The following is a 21,438-nucleotide window of genomic DNA, read 5'->3' on the forward strand; positions in this document are numbered from 1 at the left end:
GAGCGCCCGGCTCATTTCGATCTGGAAAGCCAGCCCGGCAGCGTCGAAGAGATCGAAGAGGTCAGGGCGGCGAGCTGATCCTCGCCAATCGTGAAAGCCGGCGTCAGATAGACGATGTCGCCGAACGGGCGGATCCAGAATCCCTGTTCGGCGAAACTCTGGCGCAGGGTGGCGGCGTCGCCCAATGACGCGCATTGCACCACGCCGATCGCGCCTTTGACCCGGACGTCCAGCACGCCCGGGATTTTCTTGCACGGCGCGAGGCCCTCAAGGAGCAGCGCCTCGATCCGCGCGACCTGCTCCAGCCTTGGCTCGCTCTCGAACAGATCGAGCGAGGCGTTGGCGGCGGCGCAGGCGAGCGGATTGGCCATGAAGGTCGGTCCGTGCATCAACGCGCGGGTCGCGTCGTCGGACAGGAAAGCATCATAGACATGGGGGCGGGCCAGAGTCGCCGCGAGCGACAAGGCCCCGCCGGTCAAGCCCTTGCCAAGGCAGAGAATATCCGGCGTTACACCGGCCTGCTCGCAAGCGAACAAGGTTCCCGCCCGGCCGAAGCCGACGAAGATTTCATCAGCGATCAGCAACACGCCATGGCGGCGGCAGGCGTCCGCCACGCGGCGCAACGTCTCGGGCGCATGGAATTTCATGCCGCCCGCGCCCTGAACCAAAGGTTCGATCAGAATGGCGGCGATATTGTGCTTTTCGTGCGCCAGCAGGGCGTCGAAGGCTTGCTCCGAGGCGGCGTCCACGGGCAATTCCGCCAAAATTTGCTTGGGCAGATAGTCCTTGAACAGGCTGTGCATCGATTCGTCGGGGTCGCAGACCGACATGCAGGCCATGGTGTCGCCGTGATAGCCGTTGCGGAACGAGAGCATTTTCGCGCGACCGGACTGGCCTTTGTTGAGCCAATATTGCACGGCCATTTTCATCGCCACTTCCACGGCCACCGAGCCGCTATCGACGAAAAAAACATGGTTCAGGTCGCCCGGCGTCTTTGCCGCCAGCCGCTCGGCGAGCTTCAGCGCCGGCTCATGGACGAGGCCACCGAACATGACATGCGGCATTTTCTCCAGCTGCGTTCTCATCGCCGCCTGAATGTGAGGGTGGTTATAGCCATGGCAGGCGGTCCACCAGCTGGCGATGCCGTCGATCAATTCGCGGCCGTCCTCGAGGCGGATCAGCGCGCCTTGCGTCGAGACGGCGGTCAAGGGCTGGCGGGCGGTCTGCATCTGGGTGTAAGGCAGCCAGACATGTTGCAACAGATCGTTCGGGGGCGGGGTTTTGGGCATTTCTTATTTCATCACCTCGACCGGCACCGGAATCGGCAAGACCTATGTCACGACGGCGTTGATCCGGCTGGCTCGGTCCAAAAACATGAAAGTCGCCGCCTTTAAGCCAGTCATCTCGGGCTTCGACAAGCAGGAAATCGCCGGTAGCGACACCGGTGAAATCCTCGTCGCGCTCGGCGAGGCGCCGACCGACGAGGCCGTGGCCAAAATCTCGCCCTGGCGCTTCTCTGCGCCGCTGGCGCCGAACATGGCGGCGCGGGCGGAAGGGCGGGCGCTTGACTGCGATGCGCTTTTTTCTTTTTCACGCAAGGAATTACAGGAAGAATCTGATGTGACGTTGATCGAGGGCGTCGGCGGCGTCATGGTCCCGCTCGATGATGAAAGGACCGTGTTGGACTGGATCGTCGCGGCGGGCGCGCCGGTCATTCTGATCATTGGAGATTATCTCGGCACGATCAGCCATACCTTGACAGCTTTGGAAGTTTTACGGGCGCGGTCTTTGGAACTGGCGGCAATCGTCGTCAGTGAAGGCGAGGGGGCCTCTGTCGCCTTCGCAATGACTCTGGCCGAGATAGAGGCGCGGGTCGCGCCGATTCCGGTTATTGGATTGCGGCGGGGGGCCGATGGCGAGGCTCTGGCGCCGTTGTTAGCGTGAGCTCCACTGCACGCCGCCTTGCAACGAGGGTGCCCCGGCTGTCCGCGGCTGGACGATAGGCGGCGCGATCTCCGACGACCGGCCGCAAGAAAACATCGCATGTTCATATTTTATTCTGCGCATGTCTTGATCTGCATCAACGCGGTTTTGCCTCCGCAGGTATGTATTAAAGCCTTATGCTTCCAATCATGGCGCGTCGAAGGAAACGATAATGGAAAAACTAGGGAAAATTGCTTCCGCCCCTGTTTCTCGGCGTAAGATGCTGGCGGCGGGCGTCGCCGCCGGGTCGGCTTCGTTGCTGGCGGCGACCGGCGCGAAGGCGATGATCAAGGTTTCCCAGGCTTCCGTCGCCTATAAAAAGGTAGCGACGGGCGATCATAATTGCGGTGGCTGCAAACTTTTCGAGGCGCCGTCGAGTTGCCGGTTCGTCGAAGGACCGATTTCGTCCGATTGCTCGTGCAGGATCTGGTTGAACAAGATCGGTTAAGAATGGAAATTGAAAACGCCACCGGGACGGCTACGCCCCGGTGGCGTTTTGCATTGGCGGAGGCCGCCCTTTAATCCACGTCCTCGACCTTGTCCGGGCCGCCGCCGTGGACGCGCTGGGCGAGCGACGCTTCCATGAAGCCGTCGAGATCTCCGTCCAGAACTTCGTCTGGCGTGCCGGAGACGTAGCCGGTGCGCAGGTCTTTCACCATTTGATAGGGCTGCAGCACGTAGGAGCGGATCTGGTGGCCCCAGCCGATTTCTGACTTGGTGGCGTTGACCTTGTTGGCCTCGGCCTCGCGGCGCTCCAGCTCCTGCTCATAGAGCCTTGCGCGCAGCATGTTCCAGGCGGTTGCGCGGTTCTTGTGCTGCGAGCGCTCCATCTGGCAGGCGACGACGATGCCCGACGGGATATGGGTGATGCGCACCGCGGAATCGGTGGTGTTGATGTGCTGGCCGCCCGCGCCCTGGGCGCGATAGGTGTCGATGCGGCAATCGCTTTCATTGACCTGGATGTCGATCTTGTCGTCGATGACCGGATAGACCCAGGCAGAGGCGAAGCTGGTGTGGCGGCGCGCGTTGGAATCGAAAGGCGAGATGCGCACCAGGCGATGCACGCCGGATTCGGTCTTCGCCCAGCCATGCGCGTTATGGCCCTTGATGAGCAGGGTGGCCGATTTGATGCCGGCCTCGTCGCCCGGCGTCTCTTCGATCAGCTCGACCTTGAACTTGTGACGCTCGGCCCAGCGCGAATACATGCGCAGCAGGATGCGCGCCCAGTCGCAGCTTTCGGTGCCGCCGGCGCCGGAATGGATTTCGATGAAGGTGTCGTTTCCGTCGGCCTCACCCGAAAGCAGGGCCTCGACCTGCCTGCGCTCGGCCTCGGCCTTGACGCCTTTCAGCAGCGCCACGCCTTCCTGCGCGGCGTCCTCGTCGCCTTCCATCTCGCCGAGTTCGACGAGCGTGATGGCGTCTTCGAGCTCGCGCTCGAATTTTTCGAGCGAGCCAAGACGGTCTTCGAGGTCCGTGCGCTCGCGCATCAGCTTCTGGGCGATTTCGGCGTCGTTCCAAAAATTCGGGTCTTCGGACTTGGCGTTCAGTTCCGCGAGGCGGCGCGTCGAGGATTCGACGTCAAAGATGCCTCCTCAGCAGCCCGACTGACTGCTTGATCTGCTCGACGAGCGAAACAGCTTCCGCGCGCATGGGTGATTCCTGACTTTAAATTCGGAGGGGCACTGATAAGGGGCGAAGCGCCGCCTGTAAACCACGAAGGCTCGGCGCCAAGGCGCGGCGGCCCGTAGAGACCGCCGGCGCCGGAGCCATATTCAGTAAAGACCGCCCGTGCCGGAGCCGATCTGCTGATCCGTGCCGGGTCCATGGGCCGTGGCCGGCGCGCCGCCGCCATAGGAATCGGACGGAGACGTGCCGGGTTTAAAGGCTTCCATAATCGAACCGGCGCCGGTCGAGCGCATGCCGGATTTCGCATCGACTGAAATCAGCTTGATGCCCGGCGGCACGCGGAAGGGCGTATCCGGCTTGTTGGCCAGCGCCATCTTCATGAAATCGCGGAAGATCGGCGCGGCATAGAGCGCGGCCTGGGCGGAATCGCCCATTGAGCGCGGCTTATCGTAGCCGAGATAGACGCCCACCGCGAGGTCCGGCGAATAGCCGACGAACCAGAGGTCCTTGGCGTCGTTCGTGGTGCCGGTCTTGCCCGCGAGATGCTTGCCGACTTCCCTGATCGAGACGCCGGTGCCGCGCTGGATAACGCCTTCCATGATTGAGGTGATCTGATAGGCGGTCAGCGGGTCGAGCACCTGTTCGGCGTTGTCCACCAGCTTCGGCTCGCTGTCGGGCTCGAATTTCGGCGCTTCGCAGCCCAGGCATTGGCGCTCGTCGTGGCGGTAGATGGTATGACCCCAGCGGTCCTGGATGCGGTCGATCAGGGTCGGCTTGATGCGCTTGCCGCCATTGGCCAGCATGGAATAGGCCGTGACCATGCGCATAAGCGTGGTTTCGCCGGCGCCGAGCGCCATGGGCAGGTAGGTCGCCATGTCGTCGTAAACGCCGAAGCGGCGCGCGTATTCGGCGATCAGCGGCATGCCGACGTCGCGCGCAAGGCGCACGGTCATCAGGTTCTTGGAATGCTCGATGCCGTAGCGCAACGTATGCGGGCCGTAATTGCCGGACTCGAAGTTTTCCGGCCGCCAGACTTCGCCATTGGGCTGCACAATCTCGATCGGCTCGTCGAGGATGATCGAGGAGGGCGTGTAGCCATTATCCAGCGCCGCCGAATAGACGAAGGGCTTGAAGGACGATCCCGGCTGGCGCAACGCCTGCGTCGCGCGGTTGAAGGACGACTGATCGAAGGAGAAGCCGCCGGCCATGGCGAAGACGCGGCCGGTATAGGGGTCCATGGCGACCAGCGCGCCGGAGATTTCCGGAATCTGCCTCAGGCGGTACTGGCCCGGCTTGCCTTCGAGCGGCTCGACATAGACGACGTCGCCCGGCGCGAAGGCCTGCCGGAACCTCTTGCGCAGGAAGCGGGCGCCGTCGGCGGTGATCGTTCCCGTCTCGCGGACGCGCGAAACCTCGCCGGATTTTTCACGCGGCGGCTGCAGGCCGATGCGCGCGCTCAAGTCGTTGACGTCCAGCACCACGGCCAGCCGCCAGGGCGCAACGTCGCCGAGCGCCGGAACCTGGGCCAGCGCCTGTCCCCAGTCGGCGCCGATGTCGATCTGCTTGACCGGGCCGCGAAAGCCATGGGCCTCGTCGAAGCGGATCAGGCCGTCGGCGAGCGCCTTGCGGGCCATCATCTGCATTTTCGGATCAAGCGTGGCGCGCACTGACAAGCCGCCCTCATAGAGCTTCTTGTCGCCATAGCGGTCGTTCAATTCGCGGCGAACTTCCTCGGCGAAATAGCCCGCCGCGATGGAATTGGGCGAGAGCGCGCGAGGATTGACATTCAGGGGCTCGGCTTTGGCGGCGTCGCCGTCGGCGCGCGAGACATAGCCGTTCTCGATCATGCGCTCGATGACGTAATTGCGGCGCGCGATGGCGGCCTCGCGGTTGCGCCAGGGATTGTAATTGTTCGGTCCCTTGGGCAGGCCGGCGAGATAGGCGGTTTCGGCCAGAGTCAGTTCGTGGACGGACTTGTCGAAATAATTCAGCGCGGCCGCCGCGATGCCGTAATTGCCGAGGCCGAGATAGATCTCGTTGAGATAGAGTTCGAGGATGCGCTCCTTCGAATAGGTCTGCTCGATGCGCATCGACAGCAAGGCTTCCTTGATCTTGCGGTCGAAGGAGCGCTCATTGGTGAGCAGGAAGTTCTTGGCCACCTGCTGGGTGATGGTCGAGGCGCCCTGCATATGCTTGGAGCCCTGGACCAGCACCATCGCCGCGCGGGCCATGCCCTCGGGGTCGATGCCGTGATGGGTGTAGAAATTCTTGTCCTCGGCCGAGATGAAAGCCTGTTTCACCTGGTTCGGAATAGCGTTCGAAGGCAGGAAAAGGCGGCGCTCATGCGAATATTCGGCGAGGATCGACCCGTCGCCGGCGTGAACGCGGGTCATGACGGGCGGCTCGTAATTCTTGAGCTGCGTATAGTCTGGCAGATCCTTGGAATAAATATAGACCAGCGCGCCGACGGCAAGCGCTCCGCCGACGAAGACAATCGCGCCCGTCGCGAAGAGGAAGCCGAGAAACCGGGCGATGAAACGCATTTAATCACCTTTCGCGACGCCTTGGCGGCTGGCCGGCAACAATCTTGCGGAATCGTCCGCTTCCAGCGCGCCTATAGCACCCCCGCATATCGCGGGTCACGCCAAAATTCCCGCTGGTTTCCGGCCATGGCCGGCGGCGCGTCGGGACGAGTCGCTCTTTAGTGTTAGTTGCCGGTGCTTTGTGTCGCTTTGAGGGCGGCGTCGGCGGGCGGCGCGGCCAGGTTCTCAGGCTGGTTTTCGGGCTGCCGCTGGGCGAAAAACGCGTCGATCGCCTTTGCCGCCTGCGCGGCGGCCTTTTCGCGCCATGCCGCCGAGGTCAGGTCGGCGACGTCTTCCTCGTTGGAGAGATAGCCGAGTTCGAGCAGGATGGAGGGCACGTCCGGCGCCTTGAGAACCACAAAACCGGCGGAGCGGCGGGGGTTCTTGTTGAGGCGGGCCGCGACTTTCCAGTATTCGGCGAGCGAACGCGCGACGACATGGGAATAGGCCCGCGTCTCGCGCCGCGTCAGTTCGAACAGGATGTCATTGACGTCGCTTGCGCCTTCCGTCGCGTCTTCGCCGGCGGCGGAGTCGGCCTTGTTTTCATGTTCCGCGACGCGGGCGGCCTCGGCGTCGGAGGCGCGGTCCGAGACGGTATAGACCGTCGCGCCCTGCACTTCATCGCCGTCTCTGGCGAGGGCGTCGGCGTGGACGGAGACGAAAAGCGCGGCGTTGAGACTGCGGGCGATGCGCACACGCTGGCCGAGCGACACGAATGTGTCGTCCTCGCGGGTGAAGACCACGCGATAATTGCCGCTGGCCCGTAATTTGGCCCCGAGCGCCTTGGCGAAATCGAGCACCACATATTTCTCGATGGCGTGTTCGCGGCCCAGCGCGCCCGTGTCCACGCCGCCATGGCCGGGGTCGAGCACGATGATGGGCTTTTGCGCGCCGACGGAAGGGAGCGGGGGCGCGGGAGGAGCGTTTTGCGCGGTGGCGCGGGCCTGCTTCTCGGCGCCCGCACGGGCCGCGGCCTTGAACGCCGCCTCGGAGGCGGGCGCGAGAACCAGAGTCAGCTCGAAGGCGCCGGGCGACGGCGCGCAGCCGGTTGAAACGATGGAAGCCGGTCCGGTCAGGTCCACGACCACGCGAGACTTGCCGGGCGCGAGGCGGCCGAAACGGTAGGACGCGACGAGGCCGGAACCGTGGGCGGCTGTCGCCTTGCTGTTGTCCTTGGCGGCGTCCCGGTCTTTCGTGGACGCCCTGTGACGATGTTTCCGCGGCTCTGGCGCGGGTTCAGGCTGGCCCTCGTGGGGGTCGATCTGGAAATTGACCTCGGGGAGGTCGAGGATCGCGCGGTTCGGGCTGTCGAGCAGATAGGACTCGGCCTGGACGCAGGATTGCAGTGTGAAGGTCAAGCGACTTTCATGGCCCTGAACCTCGCTATGGGCGGCAATAGCGAGGGGCGGCGCCGGTTGCGCGCACAGATCCGCGAAGGGCGCGAGGCCAAGCAAGGCGGCGAGAGCGACAAGCCGGCCAGCGCGGCAACCGGGTTGTCGCTGCGCGGCAAAGCTTGCGTATTGGCGCTCCGGACTTGCCATTGTCATGATTTTCCGAATGTTTCCGACTTGCAGCACGCCTGCCGCACGGCGACGGCGCCCCTCACTCACATCATGAAAATGTTAAGAGGCGTTTACCTTGATAAGCATTCGCCTTGCTCCCAGCTGTGGCAATGAGGCAACAGGCGTGGGAAACTTGCCAAAGTGGCGTTCCTTCGTCTAGAAAGAAAGAGGTCCGGTTCGGGCGCGGCGAGATTCGCGCCAAACGAATTGGGGAAGGCCTTTCCAGCCTCGGCGCGCCGCTGCAGCAGCGGGTGTTCATTCGCGCCGACGCGGCTTGCGCCACAACCCTTTCCGCAGCCGATTTGGACATTGTCCGGCGCGTTATGGCGCCGGAGGCTAGGTGAAGAATTTTGTTAGGGCTCGCAATTGATCTTCGCAGCGGATTTTTAAGCCGCGCGAAGGCTGTCATCGGGAAATTGTTCGGCGCGGCAAAGCGCCGGAACGCTGCGCGTTTCCCTGCGAGCCCGATTTCGCCGGCCTCTCTCGCCACGATCCTCCGGCCGGGCTCCGCCCGCATGGTTTTACGCCGCGTCGTTTCGCGGCCTGCCGCCCATCCACAACTTCGTTCAACCTTCACTCGCAAGGCGCGCCCCGAGCGGCGCGTCGCGGCTTGCGCATTTTCGCCGGTCCGGTCCGATCGGGCCGGCGCGTTCGCGGCAGCCGACGCGGCCTTCAGCCGCGCCTTGCCAACAAGAGTTCACAATGGCCAACAAAATGATCATCGACGCCTCCCACCCCGAAGAGACGCGGGTGGTGGTGCTGCGCGGAAATAGGGTCGAGGAGTTCGATTTCGAATCCGCCTCCAAGAAGCAGTTGCGGGGCAATATCTATCTGGCGAAAGTTACGCGCGTCGAACCGTCGCTACAGGCCGCCTTCGTGGAATATGGCGGAAATCGCCACGGCTTTCTCGCATTTTCGGAAATTCACCCCGATTACTACCAGATTCCGCATTCGGATCGCGCCGCCCTGCTTGAAGAAGAGAGCCGCGCCCACCGCGAGGAAGACGACGAGGATTCCAGCCGCCGCCGCAGCCGCCGCAATCGGCGCGGCTCAGAGCGCCGCCGACCGACTGACGACGAACGGGTGACGGGCGAGCTTTCCAACGAAAGCGAACAGGCCGCGTTCGACGCGGAGACCAATGGCCAGTCCGAGCAAGTCGTCGCTTCGGTCGACGAAAACGCGGCCGCTCAGGCTGAAACCGCCGAATTGACGTCGCCGGAAGAAATTGCGCCCGCGCCGGTCGAGGCGGAAATCACGGGAGCGGACGCCGCCGCCGAGACTCCCGTGGAGCCCGTTACGGAAGCTGCGCCGCAGCCGCATGCCGAGCGGCATGAACTCGCCAGCGATCCAGAAGGCTTCGCCATCGTCGAGGAAGACTCCGCCGACAAGCCGCAAGCCGTGGCCGCCGTCGACGCGAGCGCGGAGCGTTCCGAACCCGAGGCGCCCGCTTTCGCCCCGCACGAGGGCGAGGTTCAGGATCATGACAATTCGCAGGAGTCGGGCGCCGCTGCCTATGCCGCGGAAGACGAAGAAGCCCGCGCCAGCGATTTCCTGAACCGCGAACAGGAAAACGATCGCGCCGCCCCCGATCATGACGAAAATGGCGAGAACGGCGAAAACGGCGAGCAGGACGAAGAAGAAATCGTCGAGCAGCTCGGCGGCGACGCCATGGACGAGACGCCGTATCGCGCGCCGCGCATGCGCCGCCAGTACAAGATTCAGGAAGTCATCAAGCGCCGCCAGGTGCTGCTGATCCAGGTCGTCAAGGAAGAGCGCGGCAACAAGGGCGCGGCGCTCACCACTTATCTGTCGCTGGCCGGCCGCTATTCGGTGCTGATGCCCAATACGGCGCGCGGCGGCGGCATTTCGCGCAAGATCACGGAAGCCAACGACCGCAAGCGCCTCAAGGAAATCGCCCAGGATCTGGAAGTTCCGGAAGGCATGGGCGTCATCCTGCGCACGGCGGGCGCCTCGCGCACCAAGCAGGAAATCCAGCGCGACTTCGAATATCTGATGCGGATGTGGGAGCAGGTGAGGGCATTGACCCTGTCGTCGAGCGCGCCGGCTCTGGTCTATGAGGAAGGCTCGCTCATCAAGCGAGCTATCCGGGACCTGTACAGCAAGGAAATCGACGAGGTCGTCGTCGCAGGCGACGCCGGCTATCGCGAGGCGCGCGACTTCATGCGCCTGCTGATGCCGAGCCACGTCAAGAACGTCCAGTGCTACCGCGATCCGCAGCCGATCTTCGCCAAATGGGGCGCGGAGGCCCAGCTCGACGCTTTGTTCCACAATCAGGTCACGCTGAAATCCGGCGGCTATCTGGTCATCAACCAGACCGAAGCCCTCGTCGCCATCGACGTGAACTCGGGCCGCTCGACGCGCGAGCACAATATCGAAGACACCGCGCTGCGCACCAATCTCGAAGCCGCGGACGAAGTCGCCCGCCAGCTGCGCCTGCGCGACCTCGCGGGCCTGATCGTGGTCGATTTCATCGACATGGAAGAGGGCCGCAACAATCGCGCGGTCGAGCGCCGCATCAAGGAGGCGCTCAAGGACGATCGCGCCCGCATCCAGGTCGGCCGCATCTCGCATTTCGGCCTGCTCGAAATGTCGCGCCAGCGCATCCGCACCGGCGTGCTGGAAGGCTCTTCAGTGGTCTGCCCGCATTGCGCCGGCGTCGGCACGGTGCGTTCGACCGCCTCGGTCGCCGTCCATGTCATGCGCGTGCTCGAGGACGCGCTGATCAAGAGCGCCTCGCATGACATCATCCTGCGGACCCGCACCGATATCGCGCTTTACATCCTCAACCAGAAGCGGTCGCTGCTGCGCCTGATCGAAGAGCGTTTCGGCGTTTCGGTCATTGTCATGGCCGACGACTCGCTCACGGGCGGCGCCTATCACGCGCTTGAGCGCGGCGAACTTGCCGCGGGTCCGTCCGATCCGCTGCGCCGGTTCGATCCGCGCCGTCCGATCGAGGACGTCGAGCCGATCGGCGAAGCCGAACTTGAAGTCGAATTCGAGGAGGAGGCCGAAATCGAGGCCGCCGACGTCGCCGAAGGCGAGACCGCCGAGGAGCGCGCCGACATCGAAAGCCGCCGCCGCCGCCGCCGCCGTCGCGGCCGTGGCCGCAATTTCGAGCGCGATGGAGCGGGCGTCGACGCCAGCGCGCCGCAGCCTTCGGATGAAGGTCTGGAAACCGTCGCGGAGATCAGTGGCGACCTCATGGCCCCCGTCGGCGAAGACGAGAGCGAAGAGGACGGCGCGCGCGAGGGCTCGGACGGCCGTCGTCGCGGTCGCGGAAACTGGCGGCGCCGCAATCGCAGCCGGTCCGGCGGCGAAACGCTGGAAAACGCCGGCGATTGGCGTCCGTCCGAGGAAGCCGGCGCTGAAACGGCGGAAGGCGACGACGCCCTGATCGAAACGCTTTCGGAAGACGCGCAATTTGCGCCTCTGCCGGTGTGGTCGGCAGGCTCGGAAGTTGTCGCGACGGAGTCCGGGGCCGAGATGGAAAGGCTGGAGATCGGCGAAATCGGCGAAGTGCCGCCCGTTCCCGAATTTGTCCAGCCTTCGCCGGTCCAGCAAGCCCCCGTTCAGGAAACGTACGCCCAGCCGGCCTATGTTCACGAAGTGAAAGCTGAAGTTGTGGCGGAGCCCGCGCCCGTTGAGACGGCGCCGGCCCAGTCTGCGCCTGTCGAGGCTTTGTCGCTCGCGCCGGCCGCTCCGGAACCGGCTCCTGCGCCCCGTCAGCCCGAGTTGCCGGTGATCACCGAGGCCGATCCAAACCAGCCCAAGCGTTCCGGCTGGTGGGCTCGCGCCAAGGCCAATCTGACTGGCCGCTGAGCGCGCAAACGAATTTGAGAAAGCCGTGTCGATAGACGCGGCTTTTTTTATTCGCTCCGGCGGTTCAGCGACTTCACCGCGAGTTCGGTGCGGCTGCGGGCGTTCGACTTTTCCATGATGCGGCTGACGTAATTCTTCACCGTGCCTTCGGCCAGCTTGAGCGTCGAGGCGATCGCCCTGTTGCCCTTGCCTTCGACGATCAGCTGGAGAATATCCTTTTCGCGATCGGTCAGCGGTTCCTCGGGAGCGCAATAGGCGGCGCCGTCGCCGCGCGCCGCGCGGCAGATGCGACGGAATTCGTCGATCAGCCTGCGCGTGAGGGCTGGCGCGAGACGCGAATGGCCAAGCGCGACGGCGCGGATCGTATCGAGGATTTCGCCATTGTCGGCGTCATGGGGCAGATAGGCCTGCGCCCCTGCGCAGATGAAATCGAACATATGACCGTCGCCGCCAGGACCAGCCCGGACGATCACCTGTGCGTCCGGGCGCTCCCGCAGCATCTGGCGCACCGCGCCCGGGCCATCGAGCGCCGGCTTCTCATGGTCCAGCAAGACAATATGCGGTTCGCTCGGGCGAGCCTGCTGATCTGCAAGCGCGCCATCGACTGCTGGGCCGACGACTTCAAATCCCGGCTCTCCGTCGATTATGGAAGCGAAGGAGCGCCGATTTGGCATCACGTTTTCGGCAATGAAAATGCGAATTGGCTTTTCTGGTGGCAATGAAACACTCCCGCCGTAAAACACGGCGTGACGACTGAATGGGATCCCCTTGAGCGGAAACCGGCTTTGCGAGACGCTCGTCCCCGAAAAGTCTCTTCGGACATGACGTCGATAGCGTAAAAAAGTTTCATCACCGGGGGTCGAATGACGCGTGGCGTCACCGGCAAGAGACTTCGACCTGACGGCGACGCGCCCCATAGTGAACGCACGAATGGGGTCCGGGTGGCGCGGGACCGAAAATGACGCGGGCGCGCTGTCGGATCAGACCGAAGTTATTGCAGGAAAAATTTAGCGAATTTCTTTTCAATTTGCAATTTGATTAAAAATCAATAGGTTATGATTCGTTTTGCCGCCAATGTTGCTTGCTGGCGATGAAAGTCAGTGTGCGTCATGAGTCGAAATAAAGCGCGAAAACTGGTCGTGACGCCGTTAACACTTGTGGCGAAGTTGTAAAACAGCATCGGGGCCGTGGCTGGCGGGAAGGCTTGCGCGGGCGGTTCATACCCGCGCAGGCCTTTCGGGCGCTCAGGCCATGTCGTGTTCCTGATCCTTGCGCTGCGCCTCCACAACGGCGACGGCGGTCATGTTGGCGATGCCGCGCGCGGTGATCGAGGGGGTCAGAATATGCGCCGGCCGCGCCGAGCCGAGCAGGATCGGGCCGACCGGCAGCGCATCGGTCATCACCTTGGTCATCTGATAGGCGATATTGGCCGAGGACAGATCGGGCATGATCAGCACATTGGCTTCGCCCTTGAGGCGCGAGCCGGGGAGGACGAGATTGCGGACGTCCTGAGAAAGCGCGGAATCGGCCGCCATTTCTCCGTCGACCTCAAGCTCGGGGGCATTCTGGCGAATGATCTCCACGGCTTCCCGCATTTTCGCGGCCACAGGGGAGAAATTGTCCGAGCCGAAATCGGAATGAGACAGCAGGGCGATCTTGGGCTTGAGGCCAAAGCGGCGCACATGGACCGCGCAGAGCAGAGCAGTCTCTGCGATTTCCGCCGCAGTCGGGTCGCGCCGGACATGGGTGTCCGCCATGAAGAACGCGCCCTTGCTGCTGATGAGGAGGCTCATCGAGGAATATTCGGAGACGCCGGGCGCGACGCCGACAATGTCGCGCAAATAGGCGAGCCGCGAGCCGAACCGCCCTTCGAGGCCGCAGAGCAAGGCGTCGGCCTCGCCGCGCGCCAGGGCGAGGGCGCCGATCACCGTCGCATTGGTGCGCACCAGGGTTCGCGCCGTATTGGGATTGATGCCCCGGCGTCCGGCGATGGACAGCAGGGTGGCCACGTAATCATTGTAGCGCCGGTCGTTCTGCGGATCGACCAGCGTGAAATCGCGGTCGACGGCGATGGACAGGCCGAAGGCCTTGATGCGCTTCTCGACCACGGCGCGGCGGCCGATCAGGATCGGCTGGGCGATGCCTTCCTCAACCACCGATTGAACGGCGCGCAGCACGCGCTCATCCTCGCCCTCGGTATAGACCACGCGCTTGGGCGCGGCCTTGGCCGCGAGCATCAGCGGCTTCATGATGAAGCCCGAGCGATAGACCGTGCGCTCCAGCTTTTCCTGATAGGCGACGAAATCCTCGATCGGCTTTTTCGCGACGCCGCTCTCCATCGCCGCGCGGGCGACGGCAGGCGCGATGCGCAGGATCAGGCGCGGGTCGAAGGGAGAGGGGATCAGCGAATCCTTGCCATAGACCGGGGCGACGCCGCCATAGGCGCGGGCGACCACGTCAGACGGGGTTTCGCGCGCAAGGGCGGAAATGGCCTCGACCACGGCGAGCTTCATCGCCTCGTTGATCGTGGTGGCGTGAACGTCCAGCGCGCCCCGGAAAATATAGGGGAAGCAGAGGACGTTATTGACCTGGTTGGGATAATCCGAGCGGCCCGTGCACAGCATGGCGTCAGGGCGGGCGGCCAGCGCGTCCTCGGGCAGGATTTCCGGATAGGGATTGGCCAGAGCGAGGATGAGCGGCGTCGGCGCCATGGTCTTGACCATTTCGGGCTTCAGCACGCCGCCGGCGGACAGGCCGAGGAAAACGTCGGCGTCGGGGATGATGTCCGCGAGCGTGCGCGCGGAGGTGTCCTGCGCGAAAGTTTCCTTGAGCGGGTCCATCAGCTTGTTGCGGCCCTTGTAGACCACGCCCTCGATGTCGGAGACATAGATGTTCTGGCGGCGCGCGCCGAGGGCGACGAGCAGCTCCAGACAGGCCAGCGCCGCAGCGCCGGCGCCCGACGCGACGATCTTGGCTTCCGAGATTTTCTTGCCGGCGAGATTGAGCCCATTGCGAACGGCGGCGCCGACGATGATCGCGGTGCCGTGCTGGTCGTCATGGAAGACCGGAATCGACATTCTCTCGCGCAGGCGGCGTTCGACCTCGAAGCACTCGGGCGCCTTGATGTCTTCGAGATTGATGCCGCCGAAAGTGGGCTCCATCGCCGCGATGGCGTCCACCAGCTTGTCGACGTCAAGCCCCGCGATTTCGATGTCGAACACGTCGATGCCGGCGAATTTCTTGAACAGGACCGCCTTGCCCTCCATCACCGGCTTGGCGGCGAGAGGGCCGATGTCGCCCAGGCCGAGCACGGCGGTGCCATTGGTGATGACCGCGACGAGGTTCTGGCGGATGGTGTAGTCGGCGGCCTTGCCGGGGTCGGCGGCGATCTCCAGGCAGGGCGCGGCGACGCCGGGCGAATAGGCCAGCGCGAGATCGCGCTGGTTGCCGAGCGGCTTGGTGGCTCGGATCTCCATTTTGCCGGGGCGCGGATGGGCGTGGTAGACGAGAGCGCCCGATTGCAGATCAGACGAGATGCGTTCAGTCATTGCGGACCCCCTGCGGTCGTGAACCGCCGTGTCGCGCGATTGTCCTGCGCGATTCGCGTCGGCGTTTCCTTCAACTCAAGTTTAGTCGTCCCGCTCGCGCGGGGCTGTCCCATCGAGAGGGACGCCTCAGAGCCTGGTCCCGGAAGCGGGTTTGGCGGGACCGGACGGGCCGGGCGAGCTTGTGACATCCAGGCGGTTCAAAAAGGCGGACAAGTCTTCGATATGAGCGAAATCATCGAGTTTCAAGGGCGAATCCTTGCCCTTGATCCGAAGTGTCAAGGTTTTTGGATCGCTGATGAATTTGTCGATCGCATGGGCCGCGACGGCGATCACTGCAGCGCCGGAAAACAGCAACGGCGCCTGCGAAACGATCGCGCGCCACTCGGCCTTGACCGCCTCCGGCGGCTTGCGCTGGCTGATCGAGACGAAGGCGACAACCTTGTCGAACAGGCCGGCGTTGCTGATGTCGATCTGCGCCCAGTCGACGAAGGCGTCGCGCACGGCTTTTTGGCGGACATCCTTCTCTCCGGTGAAGAACACTTTCGGGACGCCGGAAAACTGGGCGCTGAGGGCGATCCTGCCGGCGTTTTTGACGTCGAGACCGTAGGTTTTCAGCCGATAGATTTTCGCAGCCGGGTCATAGGCGCCGGCGAACTGAAATTCGCCGGAAAGCTCGGGAAAGCCGAAGGCCGTAAGCGACTCGCCGCCTTTGGATTTCGGCGGCATTTTCAGGCTGATCCCGGTCAGGCTCGCAGCGCCTTCGAGGGGCGCGCCGTCGGAATCGAAGCTCTGGTCGATCGTCGCGGGACCGGTGTGCAGCAGGACGCGGTTGCCGCCCGGCGCGCCGGCGGGCGTGCCCTTGTCCACGGCGGAAAGATCGCCGCTCTCAAGGACCAGATGGGAGAAGCGGAAGGCGGCGACGCCGGGGTCGCCCGCGCGCAGCGCCGCCGCGAGCCCGGGCATGGAGACATGGTCGACCCGGAGGGCGCCGAGGCGCACGGCCGTGTCGCCGCTGTCGTCGGGCAGCACTCCATCCGCCGAGGCGAAGGAGAGGCTTTGCGCGCCGCCATGGGCGATGCTGTCGGCCGCGATGTCGTGGAGGGTGAAATGATCGCCGTTCTCGGCCTGGATTTCGGCCTCGGGGATGGTGACTCGGCTGGCCTGCATCCGCTCCAGCATCGCGCCGAGATCTTCGCGCGACAGCGCGCCGGTGAAGAGGCTGGTCGCCTCCGCCTGGGACAGGTTGCTGTCCTTGATGGCGATGTTCCGGAAGATGATCTTGCTCGTGGGCCCTTTCGCCAACACGGCTTCAGCGATCGTGACGTCCTCGGCCCAGGCTGGCGCGACGGCGAAAGTCCCGGCAAACAGGACCAGGGCGGCGCGAAATGAAAAGGACATGGAGAACCTCCGGGAGGGCAGCTTCGGCGGATTCGCGGCGATTGCCAAGCAGGAGTTGCCCGGCAGGACTTGCGGACCCTCCAACCGCGAATTGCGGAGCCGCGTAACAGACATCGCCGCTGCGTCAAAATTCTGGCATGGAACTGGTATTATCGGCGGAGCCAATTATTTTCCGCACATGAATGTCACGGTTTTGGAGAGAGACGATGGTCGAAGTGGTTACGCGCGAGGAACTCAAGAAAGGCCTGGCCGAAGGGTCGATCGCGCTCATCGACGTGCGGGAGCCCAATGAATTTGCGGCGGGCCATATCCCGGGCGCGCTCACCATGCCGCTCTCGCGCTTCGACCCCGCGCAGCTTCCGCGGGACCCCGCCAAGCGCATCGTGTTCAACTGCCGCTCGGGGAAGCGCACCCTGCAGGCCATTGAAATCGCGCGTCTTGGCGGTCGTCGCGACGCCTGCGCCCATTACGAGGGCTCGATGCTGGACTGGCTCTCGGCCGGCGAGCCGGTCGAAGTCTGAGCGGCTTCAGCCCCTTGTAGCGGCCTTGCGCGCCGTCGCGGTTTCGATCATCGGTTCGGGTAGCGCAAGCGTGACGACCTTTGTCTGCCCGGCGCGCTCGGCTTCCAGCAGGCCCCAATGGATCAGTTCGAGCCGGCCGTCGAAATGCTCGGCGATGGCGGTGCAGGATTCGACGAAATCGCCGGTGTTCACATAGGTCACGCCATCGATCTCGCGAATGACGGCGTGATGAATATGGCCGCAAATGACGCCGTCGACGCCGCGTTTGCGCGCTTCGGCGGCGAGGGCCTCCTCGAAATCGCCGATGAAATTGACGGCGTTCTTGACCTTGAGCTTCGCCCATTTGGAAAAGGACCAATAGGGCAGGCCGAGCTTGCGGCGGCCGGCGTTGAACCAGGTGTTGGTCCAGATCGCGAAGTCATAGGCCCAGTCGCCGAGATGAGCGAGCCAGCGGGCGTGATTGACCACGATGTCGAACTGGTCGCCGTGGACGACCAGCATCTTCCTGCCGTCGGCCGTTTCATGGACAACATGGTCGATCACCTCGACGCCGCCGAACTCCATGCCGAGGAAGTCGCGGGCGAATTCGTCGTGATTGCCGGGAATGAAGACGACACGGGTCCCTTTGCGGACCCGGCGCAGCAGTTTCTGCACGACGTCGTTATGGGCCTGCGGCCAGTGCCAGCCGCTCTTGAGCCGCCAGCCGTCGATGATGTCGCCGACGAGGAAAAGCTCCTCGGATTCGTTATGTTTGAGAAAATCCAGCAACAGATTGGCCTGGCAGCCTCTTGTGCCGAGATGAATATCGGAAATGAACAAGGTGCGGTATTGCTGCGGCGCGTGAGGTTCGGCGTTGATGTCGTGCCTGGCTGTCATGGTCGTGCCCGCTGATGCGTCCTTCCCGTTTGTGCTGCCAGTTTATTGTTGCGAGACGATGACGATGTTGCTTTTGGTCGCAGAATGACGCTCTTGGTCACAGAATGACGCTTGGAATTCTTCTCAAAATCCTCTCGACCCTCGCCTTCACCGCGATGGCGATTGGCGTGCGAATCGCCGCACCGCGGATTCCGGTCGCCGAAATCGTGTTTTTCCGCTCCGTTGTGGCGCTGGCCCTGCTTTTTGCATGGCTGCGGTGGACGGGGGGATTTCCGGGCCATCTGGCGACGCGGCGCCCGCTCGGCCATCTTGGCCGGGGCCTCTCGGGGACGGCGGGCATGTTCGCCAATTTCACCAGCCTCGCGCTGCTGCCGCTCGCCGACGCCACCGCCTATTTCTACGCCTCGCCAATTTTCGTGACGCTCATCGCCGCCTTCGCCCTGCGCGAGAATGTCCACGCCAGCCGCTGGATCGCCGTGCTGATTGGCTTCGGCGGCGTGCTCGCGATGCTGTCGGACCATTTCGGTCTTGCCGATTTCAGCCGGACGATCGGCCAGGAGGGGGTTGGCGCCGTCGTGGCGCTGGCCGGCGCCGCATTTGCGGCGCTTTCGATCATACAGACGCGGCGGCTGGCGTCGTCCGAACACACGGCCGCCATCGTGTTCTATTTCACCTGCCTGACAACGGCGGTCGGCGCGGGCGCGCTACTCGTGGCCCAGTTCGCGCCGGCGCTGCTGGCCTCGCAGGCTTATGTAGCGCCGAACGGCGGCGAATGGGCGGCGCTGGTCGGCGCCGGCGCGATGGGAGGCTGCGCGCAGATTCTGGTCACGACGTCCTATCGCTACGCCGACGCCTCGCTGCTCGCATCCTATGATTATCTCGCCATGATCTGGGCTTTGGCCGCGAGCCTGCTGATCTTCGGCCAATGGCCCTCGCTGGCTGTCGTTGCTGGCGCTGCGGCCGTCGCTGGATCCGGCCTGCTCGCCATTTTGGGCGAGCGCGCCTTCGTGCGTCCGGCGCCAATGAACTGAACAAAGCGTTCGATATTCCAAACAAAATCGGATATTATGTCAAACGGAGCAGGGCGAACGGTTTTTATTCATGGGCGTTGAAGGTCGCGACAAACAAAAGGCGCTGGAGGCGGGGGCCGTGGCGCTGTCAGGGCAGCTGGGCAAGACCGTACAGCGCCTGCGCAAGGCCTATAGCCTGTCGCTCTCCGAGCTCTCGGAACAATCCGGCGTCGCCAAATCGATCATCAGCCAGATCGAGCGCAATGAAACCAATCCGACTTTAGCCACGATCTGGCGGCTCGCTCAGGCGCTCGACGTCTCCATCGAGCGCGTGTTGCAGGACCGCGACGATTCGGCGTTCATCGAGAAGGTCTCCAAGGGCGATACGCCCATTCTCGTCTCCGACGACGGCAAATGCCGCCTTGCCATCACCGGCTGGATCAAGACGGTGGAATGGCTGCAATGCTATGATTTCTTCGCCGAACCGGGCGGGACGCTGGAATCGGAAGCCCATCAGCGCGGCGCCGTGGAATGTCTCACCGTGATCCAGGGCGAATTGCAGGTCGAGGTCGCGGGCGAGGCGGAAATCGTGCGCATGGACGAGACGCTGCGCTACCGCGCGGATCGCCGCCACGTCATCCGCAATGCCGGCGCCGCCCCGGCGCGCGCGGAAATGATCTGCATTCTCAAGGCCGCCGTGATGGAGTGAGGCGGTCTTCTCCCGGTTACGGAAAAAGTCGCGCGTCAGCGAGAGAGATTCATGTGAGCGCCCCCCGCTTCATCCGTTTCGCTGCCGTAAGGCGTCGAACGGATGTTTTACGCCGCCTTGCGGCAGCGTTTCACCGACTCCGGCCCGTCGAGGACAGCGCGCATCGCGACGGGACTCTGAGACGATCAGGTATTTAGTAAATATTATGGTGACGGCGTGCAGGAGCGGCATTGATGTGCCGAGATGGCGTTGCAACAACAATCGAATGGAGCGAGCGCACCGCAAAACGGCCGGCGTCCTCGCATTTCGAGGCGTCGGCCGAGTAATTGTTGAAGCTCTGTCCGCGAATACAAAAACTCAGGCGAAATAGCTTTGGGACTGCACCGTGGATACCCCTGCTCCGAGCACGTCTATAAAGGAATAATTGCCGCCGCCGAGGCTCATCGCGATCCATGTTCCGCTGTGGCCGTCGCTCATGAAGAACGTGGACGAGGCCATGGACGCATCGAAATGCAGATAGGTGCCTTGTCCCGCCACGCCGGTGGCGACCTGAAAATTGGCCACAGTATCGAGTTCGTTGGCGTGCTGCGCCGCCGCCGTCTCATTGATCACCAACCCGCCGCCGGCGCCAGCGTAGAAGACGTCATTGCCGAGTCCGGCGGTGGCGGTCTCGTAGCCCGAACCGGAATAGACGTAATCTCCGCCGCTGCCGCAGACCACATTGCCGTAAAGGTGGCCCTTTTGGCCGTAATAGGCGTCCGCTGCGCCATTGCCAAGCGTGACATTGCCGTAAATAGCGCCGTCGTTGACCATCGCGTCGCCGGCGCCAGAGCCGAAGCTGACGTTGCCGTAGATCACGCCGCTGGCCTGGTTGTCGAGAGCATCGCCCGCGCCATTGCCGAAGGCGACGGCGTTGGAACCGGCGGCGCCGTGGATCTCGGCGACCACGCCCGAATTACGGAAATAGTCCCCGGCATGATCCGCGAATGTGATCATGTTCACTGGCGAGGCGGTCGAGAGCGACTGGTACATCAGGCCGACATTGTCGAGAACGCTGTCAACGAGAGTAAATCCAGTCCCACTGACGCCCGTCGCATCCATCGTTCCGCCGTTATGGACCAAATTCGACGTATTGGCTCCCATTGAGACGCTCCCGGCCATATGGCCTTCGTTGTCGAGAATGTCTCCGGCGCCATTGCTCATGGTGACGTTTCCGAACATCGAGCCGACATTCATTAAAGTCTCCTGACCGCTTCCGTCCACGCCATCGAAGGCGTCTTGAGAGGTTGCACTGGGGATGCCGCTGATTGTGCCCGCATTGTAAAAGTATAGATGCTGTGATGAATTTGCGGTGTCGAAATATCCTCCGGAAAGCGATCCGTAATTCAAAAATGTGCCTGTTCCAGATGTTTGTATTGCGAAGTTCGAATAACTGGAATTGGCGATCGAGCCATAGTTAACTATGGAAAAGGCGTTGACGCCAATATATATTGCTGAATTACCACCGATAATTGAGCCTCCTGCTTCATTTGTAATAGTCATCTGAGAATAAGAACTGGAGTATGTGTTCGAAATTGCTGTATAATTTCCATAGATTTGGCCACTGTTGATGATGCTTGCACCACCAGAGGTTGTGTCGATGCAATCATAATTTTGCGATACAACATCGACATTTGGGGCCACGACAAGTGTCGTATACTGTGCTAATAAATAGTCAGGCGTATTGTTTGCGGAGCTGATGACGTTGGAGGACACATAGATCGTGGTCATGGAATGAGCCCTT

General features: G+C 63.1%; 16 protein-coding genes. 6 read left to right on the forward strand and 10 right to left on the reverse strand.

Translation table 11 applies throughout. The features are described 5' to 3' along the window. Positions 1–11 precede the first annotated feature (11 nt). Positions 12–1,289 (reverse strand): adenosylmethionine--8-amino-7-oxononanoate transaminase, encoded by a 1,278-nt coding sequence (locus tag QM467_RS15480; protein ID WP_283367242.1) that lies wholly within the window; start codon positions 1,287–1,289, stop codon positions 12–14. Here QM467_RS15480 and bioD point away from each other — a divergent pair. After that, a complete protein-coding gene (gene bioD / locus QM467_RS15485; RefSeq protein WP_283367243.1) occupies positions 1,282–1,944 on the forward strand; it encodes a dethiobiotin synthase in 663 nt (220 codons plus the stop codon). The two genes, QM467_RS15480 and bioD, sit on opposite strands and share 8 nt — an antisense overlap. 186 nt (positions 1,945–2,130) lie before the next feature. Here bioD and QM467_RS15490 read toward each other — a convergent pair whose 3' ends face one another. The 4 genes from QM467_RS15490 to QM467_RS15505 form a co-directional block, all read right to left on the reverse strand. Beyond that, positions 2,131–2,274, reverse strand: a complete 144-nt coding sequence (locus tag QM467_RS15490) for a hypothetical protein (protein ID WP_283367244.1) — start codon at positions 2,272–2,274, stop codon at positions 2,131–2,133. A gap of 227 nt (positions 2,275–2,501) precedes the next feature. Beyond that, positions 2,502–3,633 (reverse strand): peptide chain release factor 2 gene (gene prfB, locus QM467_RS15495; protein ID WP_283367245.1). Its coding sequence is split into 2 segments (ribosomal slippage): positions 2,502–3,563 and positions 3,565–3,633, totalling 1,131 coding nucleotides; the frame shifts between segments, so codons are not numbered across the junction. Between the two features lie 122 nt (positions 3,634–3,755). Next, positions 3,756–6,152 carry a penicillin-binding protein 1A gene (locus QM467_RS15500; protein WP_283367246.1) on the reverse strand — a complete coding sequence of 799 codons (2,397 nt, stop codon included), beginning with the start codon at positions 6,150–6,152 and terminating at the stop codon, positions 3,756–3,758. Positions 6,153–6,316: 164 nt separating this feature from the next. Further along, the gene (locus QM467_RS15505; protein ID WP_283367247.1) at positions 6,317–7,549 is read right to left on the reverse strand and encodes an N-acetylmuramoyl-L-alanine amidase family protein; all 1,233 of its coding nucleotides are present in this window, start codon (positions 7,547–7,549) and stop codon (positions 6,317–6,319) included. Positions 7,550–7,558: 9 nt separating this feature from the next. Here QM467_RS15505 and QM467_RS15510 point away from each other — a divergent pair, with 9 nt between their 5' ends. After that, positions 7,559–7,867 carry a hypothetical protein gene (locus QM467_RS15510; RefSeq protein WP_283367248.1) on the forward strand — a complete coding sequence of 103 codons (309 nt, stop codon included), beginning with the start codon at positions 7,559–7,561 and terminating at the stop codon, positions 7,865–7,867. 588 nt (positions 7,868–8,455) lie between these two features. Beyond that, positions 8,456–11,593, forward strand: a complete 3,138-nt coding sequence (locus QM467_RS15515; protein WP_283367249.1) for an Rne/Rng family ribonuclease — start codon at positions 8,456–8,458, stop codon at positions 11,591–11,593. A gap of 47 nt (positions 11,594–11,640) precedes the next feature. Here QM467_RS15515 and QM467_RS15520 read toward each other — a convergent pair whose 3' ends face one another. The 3 genes from QM467_RS15520 to QM467_RS15530 all read right to left on the reverse strand — a co-directional run bounded on the left by QM467_RS15520 (position 11,641) and on the right by QM467_RS15530 (position 16,539). Next, positions 11,641–12,510 carry a LuxR C-terminal-related transcriptional regulator gene (locus QM467_RS15520; protein WP_283367250.1) on the reverse strand — a complete coding sequence of 290 codons (870 nt, stop codon included), beginning with the start codon at positions 12,508–12,510 and terminating at the stop codon, positions 11,641–11,643. Positions 12,511–12,837: 327 nt separating this feature from the next. Continuing rightward, the gene (locus QM467_RS15525; protein ID WP_283367251.1) at positions 12,838–15,141 is read right to left on the reverse strand and encodes an NADP-dependent malic enzyme; all 2,304 of its coding nucleotides are present in this window, start codon (positions 15,139–15,141) and stop codon (positions 12,838–12,840) included. Positions 15,142–15,267: 126 nt separating this feature from the next. Further along, positions 15,268–16,539, reverse strand: coding sequence for a hypothetical protein (locus tag QM467_RS15530; RefSeq protein ID WP_283367252.1), 1,272 nt, complete (start codon positions 16,537–16,539; stop codon positions 15,268–15,270). A gap of 206 nt (positions 16,540–16,745) precedes the next feature. Here QM467_RS15530 and QM467_RS15535 point away from each other — a divergent pair, with 206 nt between their 5' ends. Then, on the forward strand, positions 16,746–17,060 hold the full coding sequence (locus tag QM467_RS15535; protein WP_283367253.1) for a rhodanese-like domain-containing protein: 315 nt from the start codon (positions 16,746–16,748) through the stop codon (positions 17,058–17,060). Between the two features lie 6 nt (positions 17,061–17,066). Here the strand turns inward: QM467_RS15535 and QM467_RS15540 are convergent, their stop codons facing one another. Next, complete coding sequence (locus QM467_RS15540; RefSeq protein WP_283367254.1) at positions 17,067–17,936, reverse strand: UDP-2,3-diacylglucosamine diphosphatase; 870 nt, start codon at positions 17,934–17,936, stop codon at positions 17,067–17,069. Positions 17,937–18,040: 104 nt separating this feature from the next. On the opposite strand from QM467_RS15540, the gene QM467_RS15545 reads away from it, so the two are divergent. Together QM467_RS15545 and QM467_RS15550 are read left to right on the forward strand one after the other, a co-directional pair. After that, positions 18,041–18,967 carry a DMT family transporter gene (locus tag QM467_RS15545; RefSeq protein ID WP_283367255.1) on the forward strand — a complete coding sequence of 309 codons (927 nt, stop codon included), beginning with the start codon at positions 18,041–18,043 and terminating at the stop codon, positions 18,965–18,967. Between the two features lie 70 nt (positions 18,968–19,037). Next, positions 19,038–19,655 carry a helix-turn-helix domain-containing protein gene (locus QM467_RS15550; protein ID WP_283367256.1) on the forward strand — a complete coding sequence of 206 codons (618 nt, stop codon included), beginning with the start codon at positions 19,038–19,040 and terminating at the stop codon, positions 19,653–19,655. 357 nt (positions 19,656–20,012) lie between these two features. Here QM467_RS15550 and QM467_RS15555 read toward each other — a convergent pair whose 3' ends face one another. Further along, positions 20,013–21,425: a hypothetical protein gene (locus tag QM467_RS15555; RefSeq protein WP_283367257.1), complete on the reverse strand. Its 1,413-nt coding sequence runs from the start codon at positions 21,423–21,425 to the stop codon at positions 20,013–20,015. Positions 21,426–21,438: the final 13 nt, after the last annotated feature.

Source organism: Rhodoblastus sp. 17X3 (assembly GCF_030056575.1).
In the GTDB taxonomy this organism is placed as follows: Bacteria; Pseudomonadota; Alphaproteobacteria; order Rhizobiales; family Beijerinckiaceae; genus Rhodoblastus.

Coding starts and splice junctions, on each gene's coding strand:
- QM467_RS15535 (WP_283367253.1), top strand. CDS start 16,746: ATGGTCGAAGTGGTTACGCGCGAGGAACTCAAGAAAGGCCTGGCCGAA.
- QM467_RS15530 (WP_283367252.1), bottom strand. CDS start 16,539: ATGTCCTTTTCATTTCGCGCCGCCCTGGTCCTGTTTGCCGGGACTTTC.
- QM467_RS15520 (WP_283367250.1), bottom strand. CDS start 12,510: ATGGGGCGCGTCGCCGTCAGGTCGAAGTCTCTTGCCGGTGACGCCACG.
- QM467_RS15540 (WP_283367254.1), bottom strand. CDS start 17,936: ATGACAGCCAGGCACGACATCAACGCCGAACCTCACGCGCCGCAGCAA.
- QM467_RS15550 (WP_283367256.1), top strand. CDS start 19,038: ATGGGCGTTGAAGGTCGCGACAAACAAAAGGCGCTGGAGGCGGGGGCC.
- QM467_RS15525 (WP_283367251.1), bottom strand. CDS start 15,141: ATGACTGAACGCATCTCGTCTGATCTGCAATCGGGCGCTCTCGTCTAC.
- QM467_RS15515 (WP_283367249.1), top strand. CDS start 8,456: ATGGCCAACAAAATGATCATCGACGCCTCCCACCCCGAAGAGACGCGG.
- QM467_RS15480 (WP_283367242.1), bottom strand. CDS start 1,289: ATGCCCAAAACCCCGCCCCCGAACGATCTGTTGCAACATGTCTGGCTG.
- QM467_RS15510 (WP_283367248.1), top strand. CDS start 7,559: ATGGCCCTGAACCTCGCTATGGGCGGCAATAGCGAGGGGCGGCGCCGG.
- QM467_RS15555 (WP_283367257.1), bottom strand. CDS start 21,425: ATGACCACGATCTATGTGTCCTCCAACGTCATCAGCTCCGCAAACAAT.
- QM467_RS15545 (WP_283367255.1), top strand. CDS start 18,041: ATGACGCTTGGAATTCTTCTCAAAATCCTCTCGACCCTCGCCTTCACC.
- QM467_RS15500 (WP_283367246.1), bottom strand. CDS start 6,152: ATGCGTTTCATCGCCCGGTTTCTCGGCTTCCTCTTCGCGACGGGCGCG.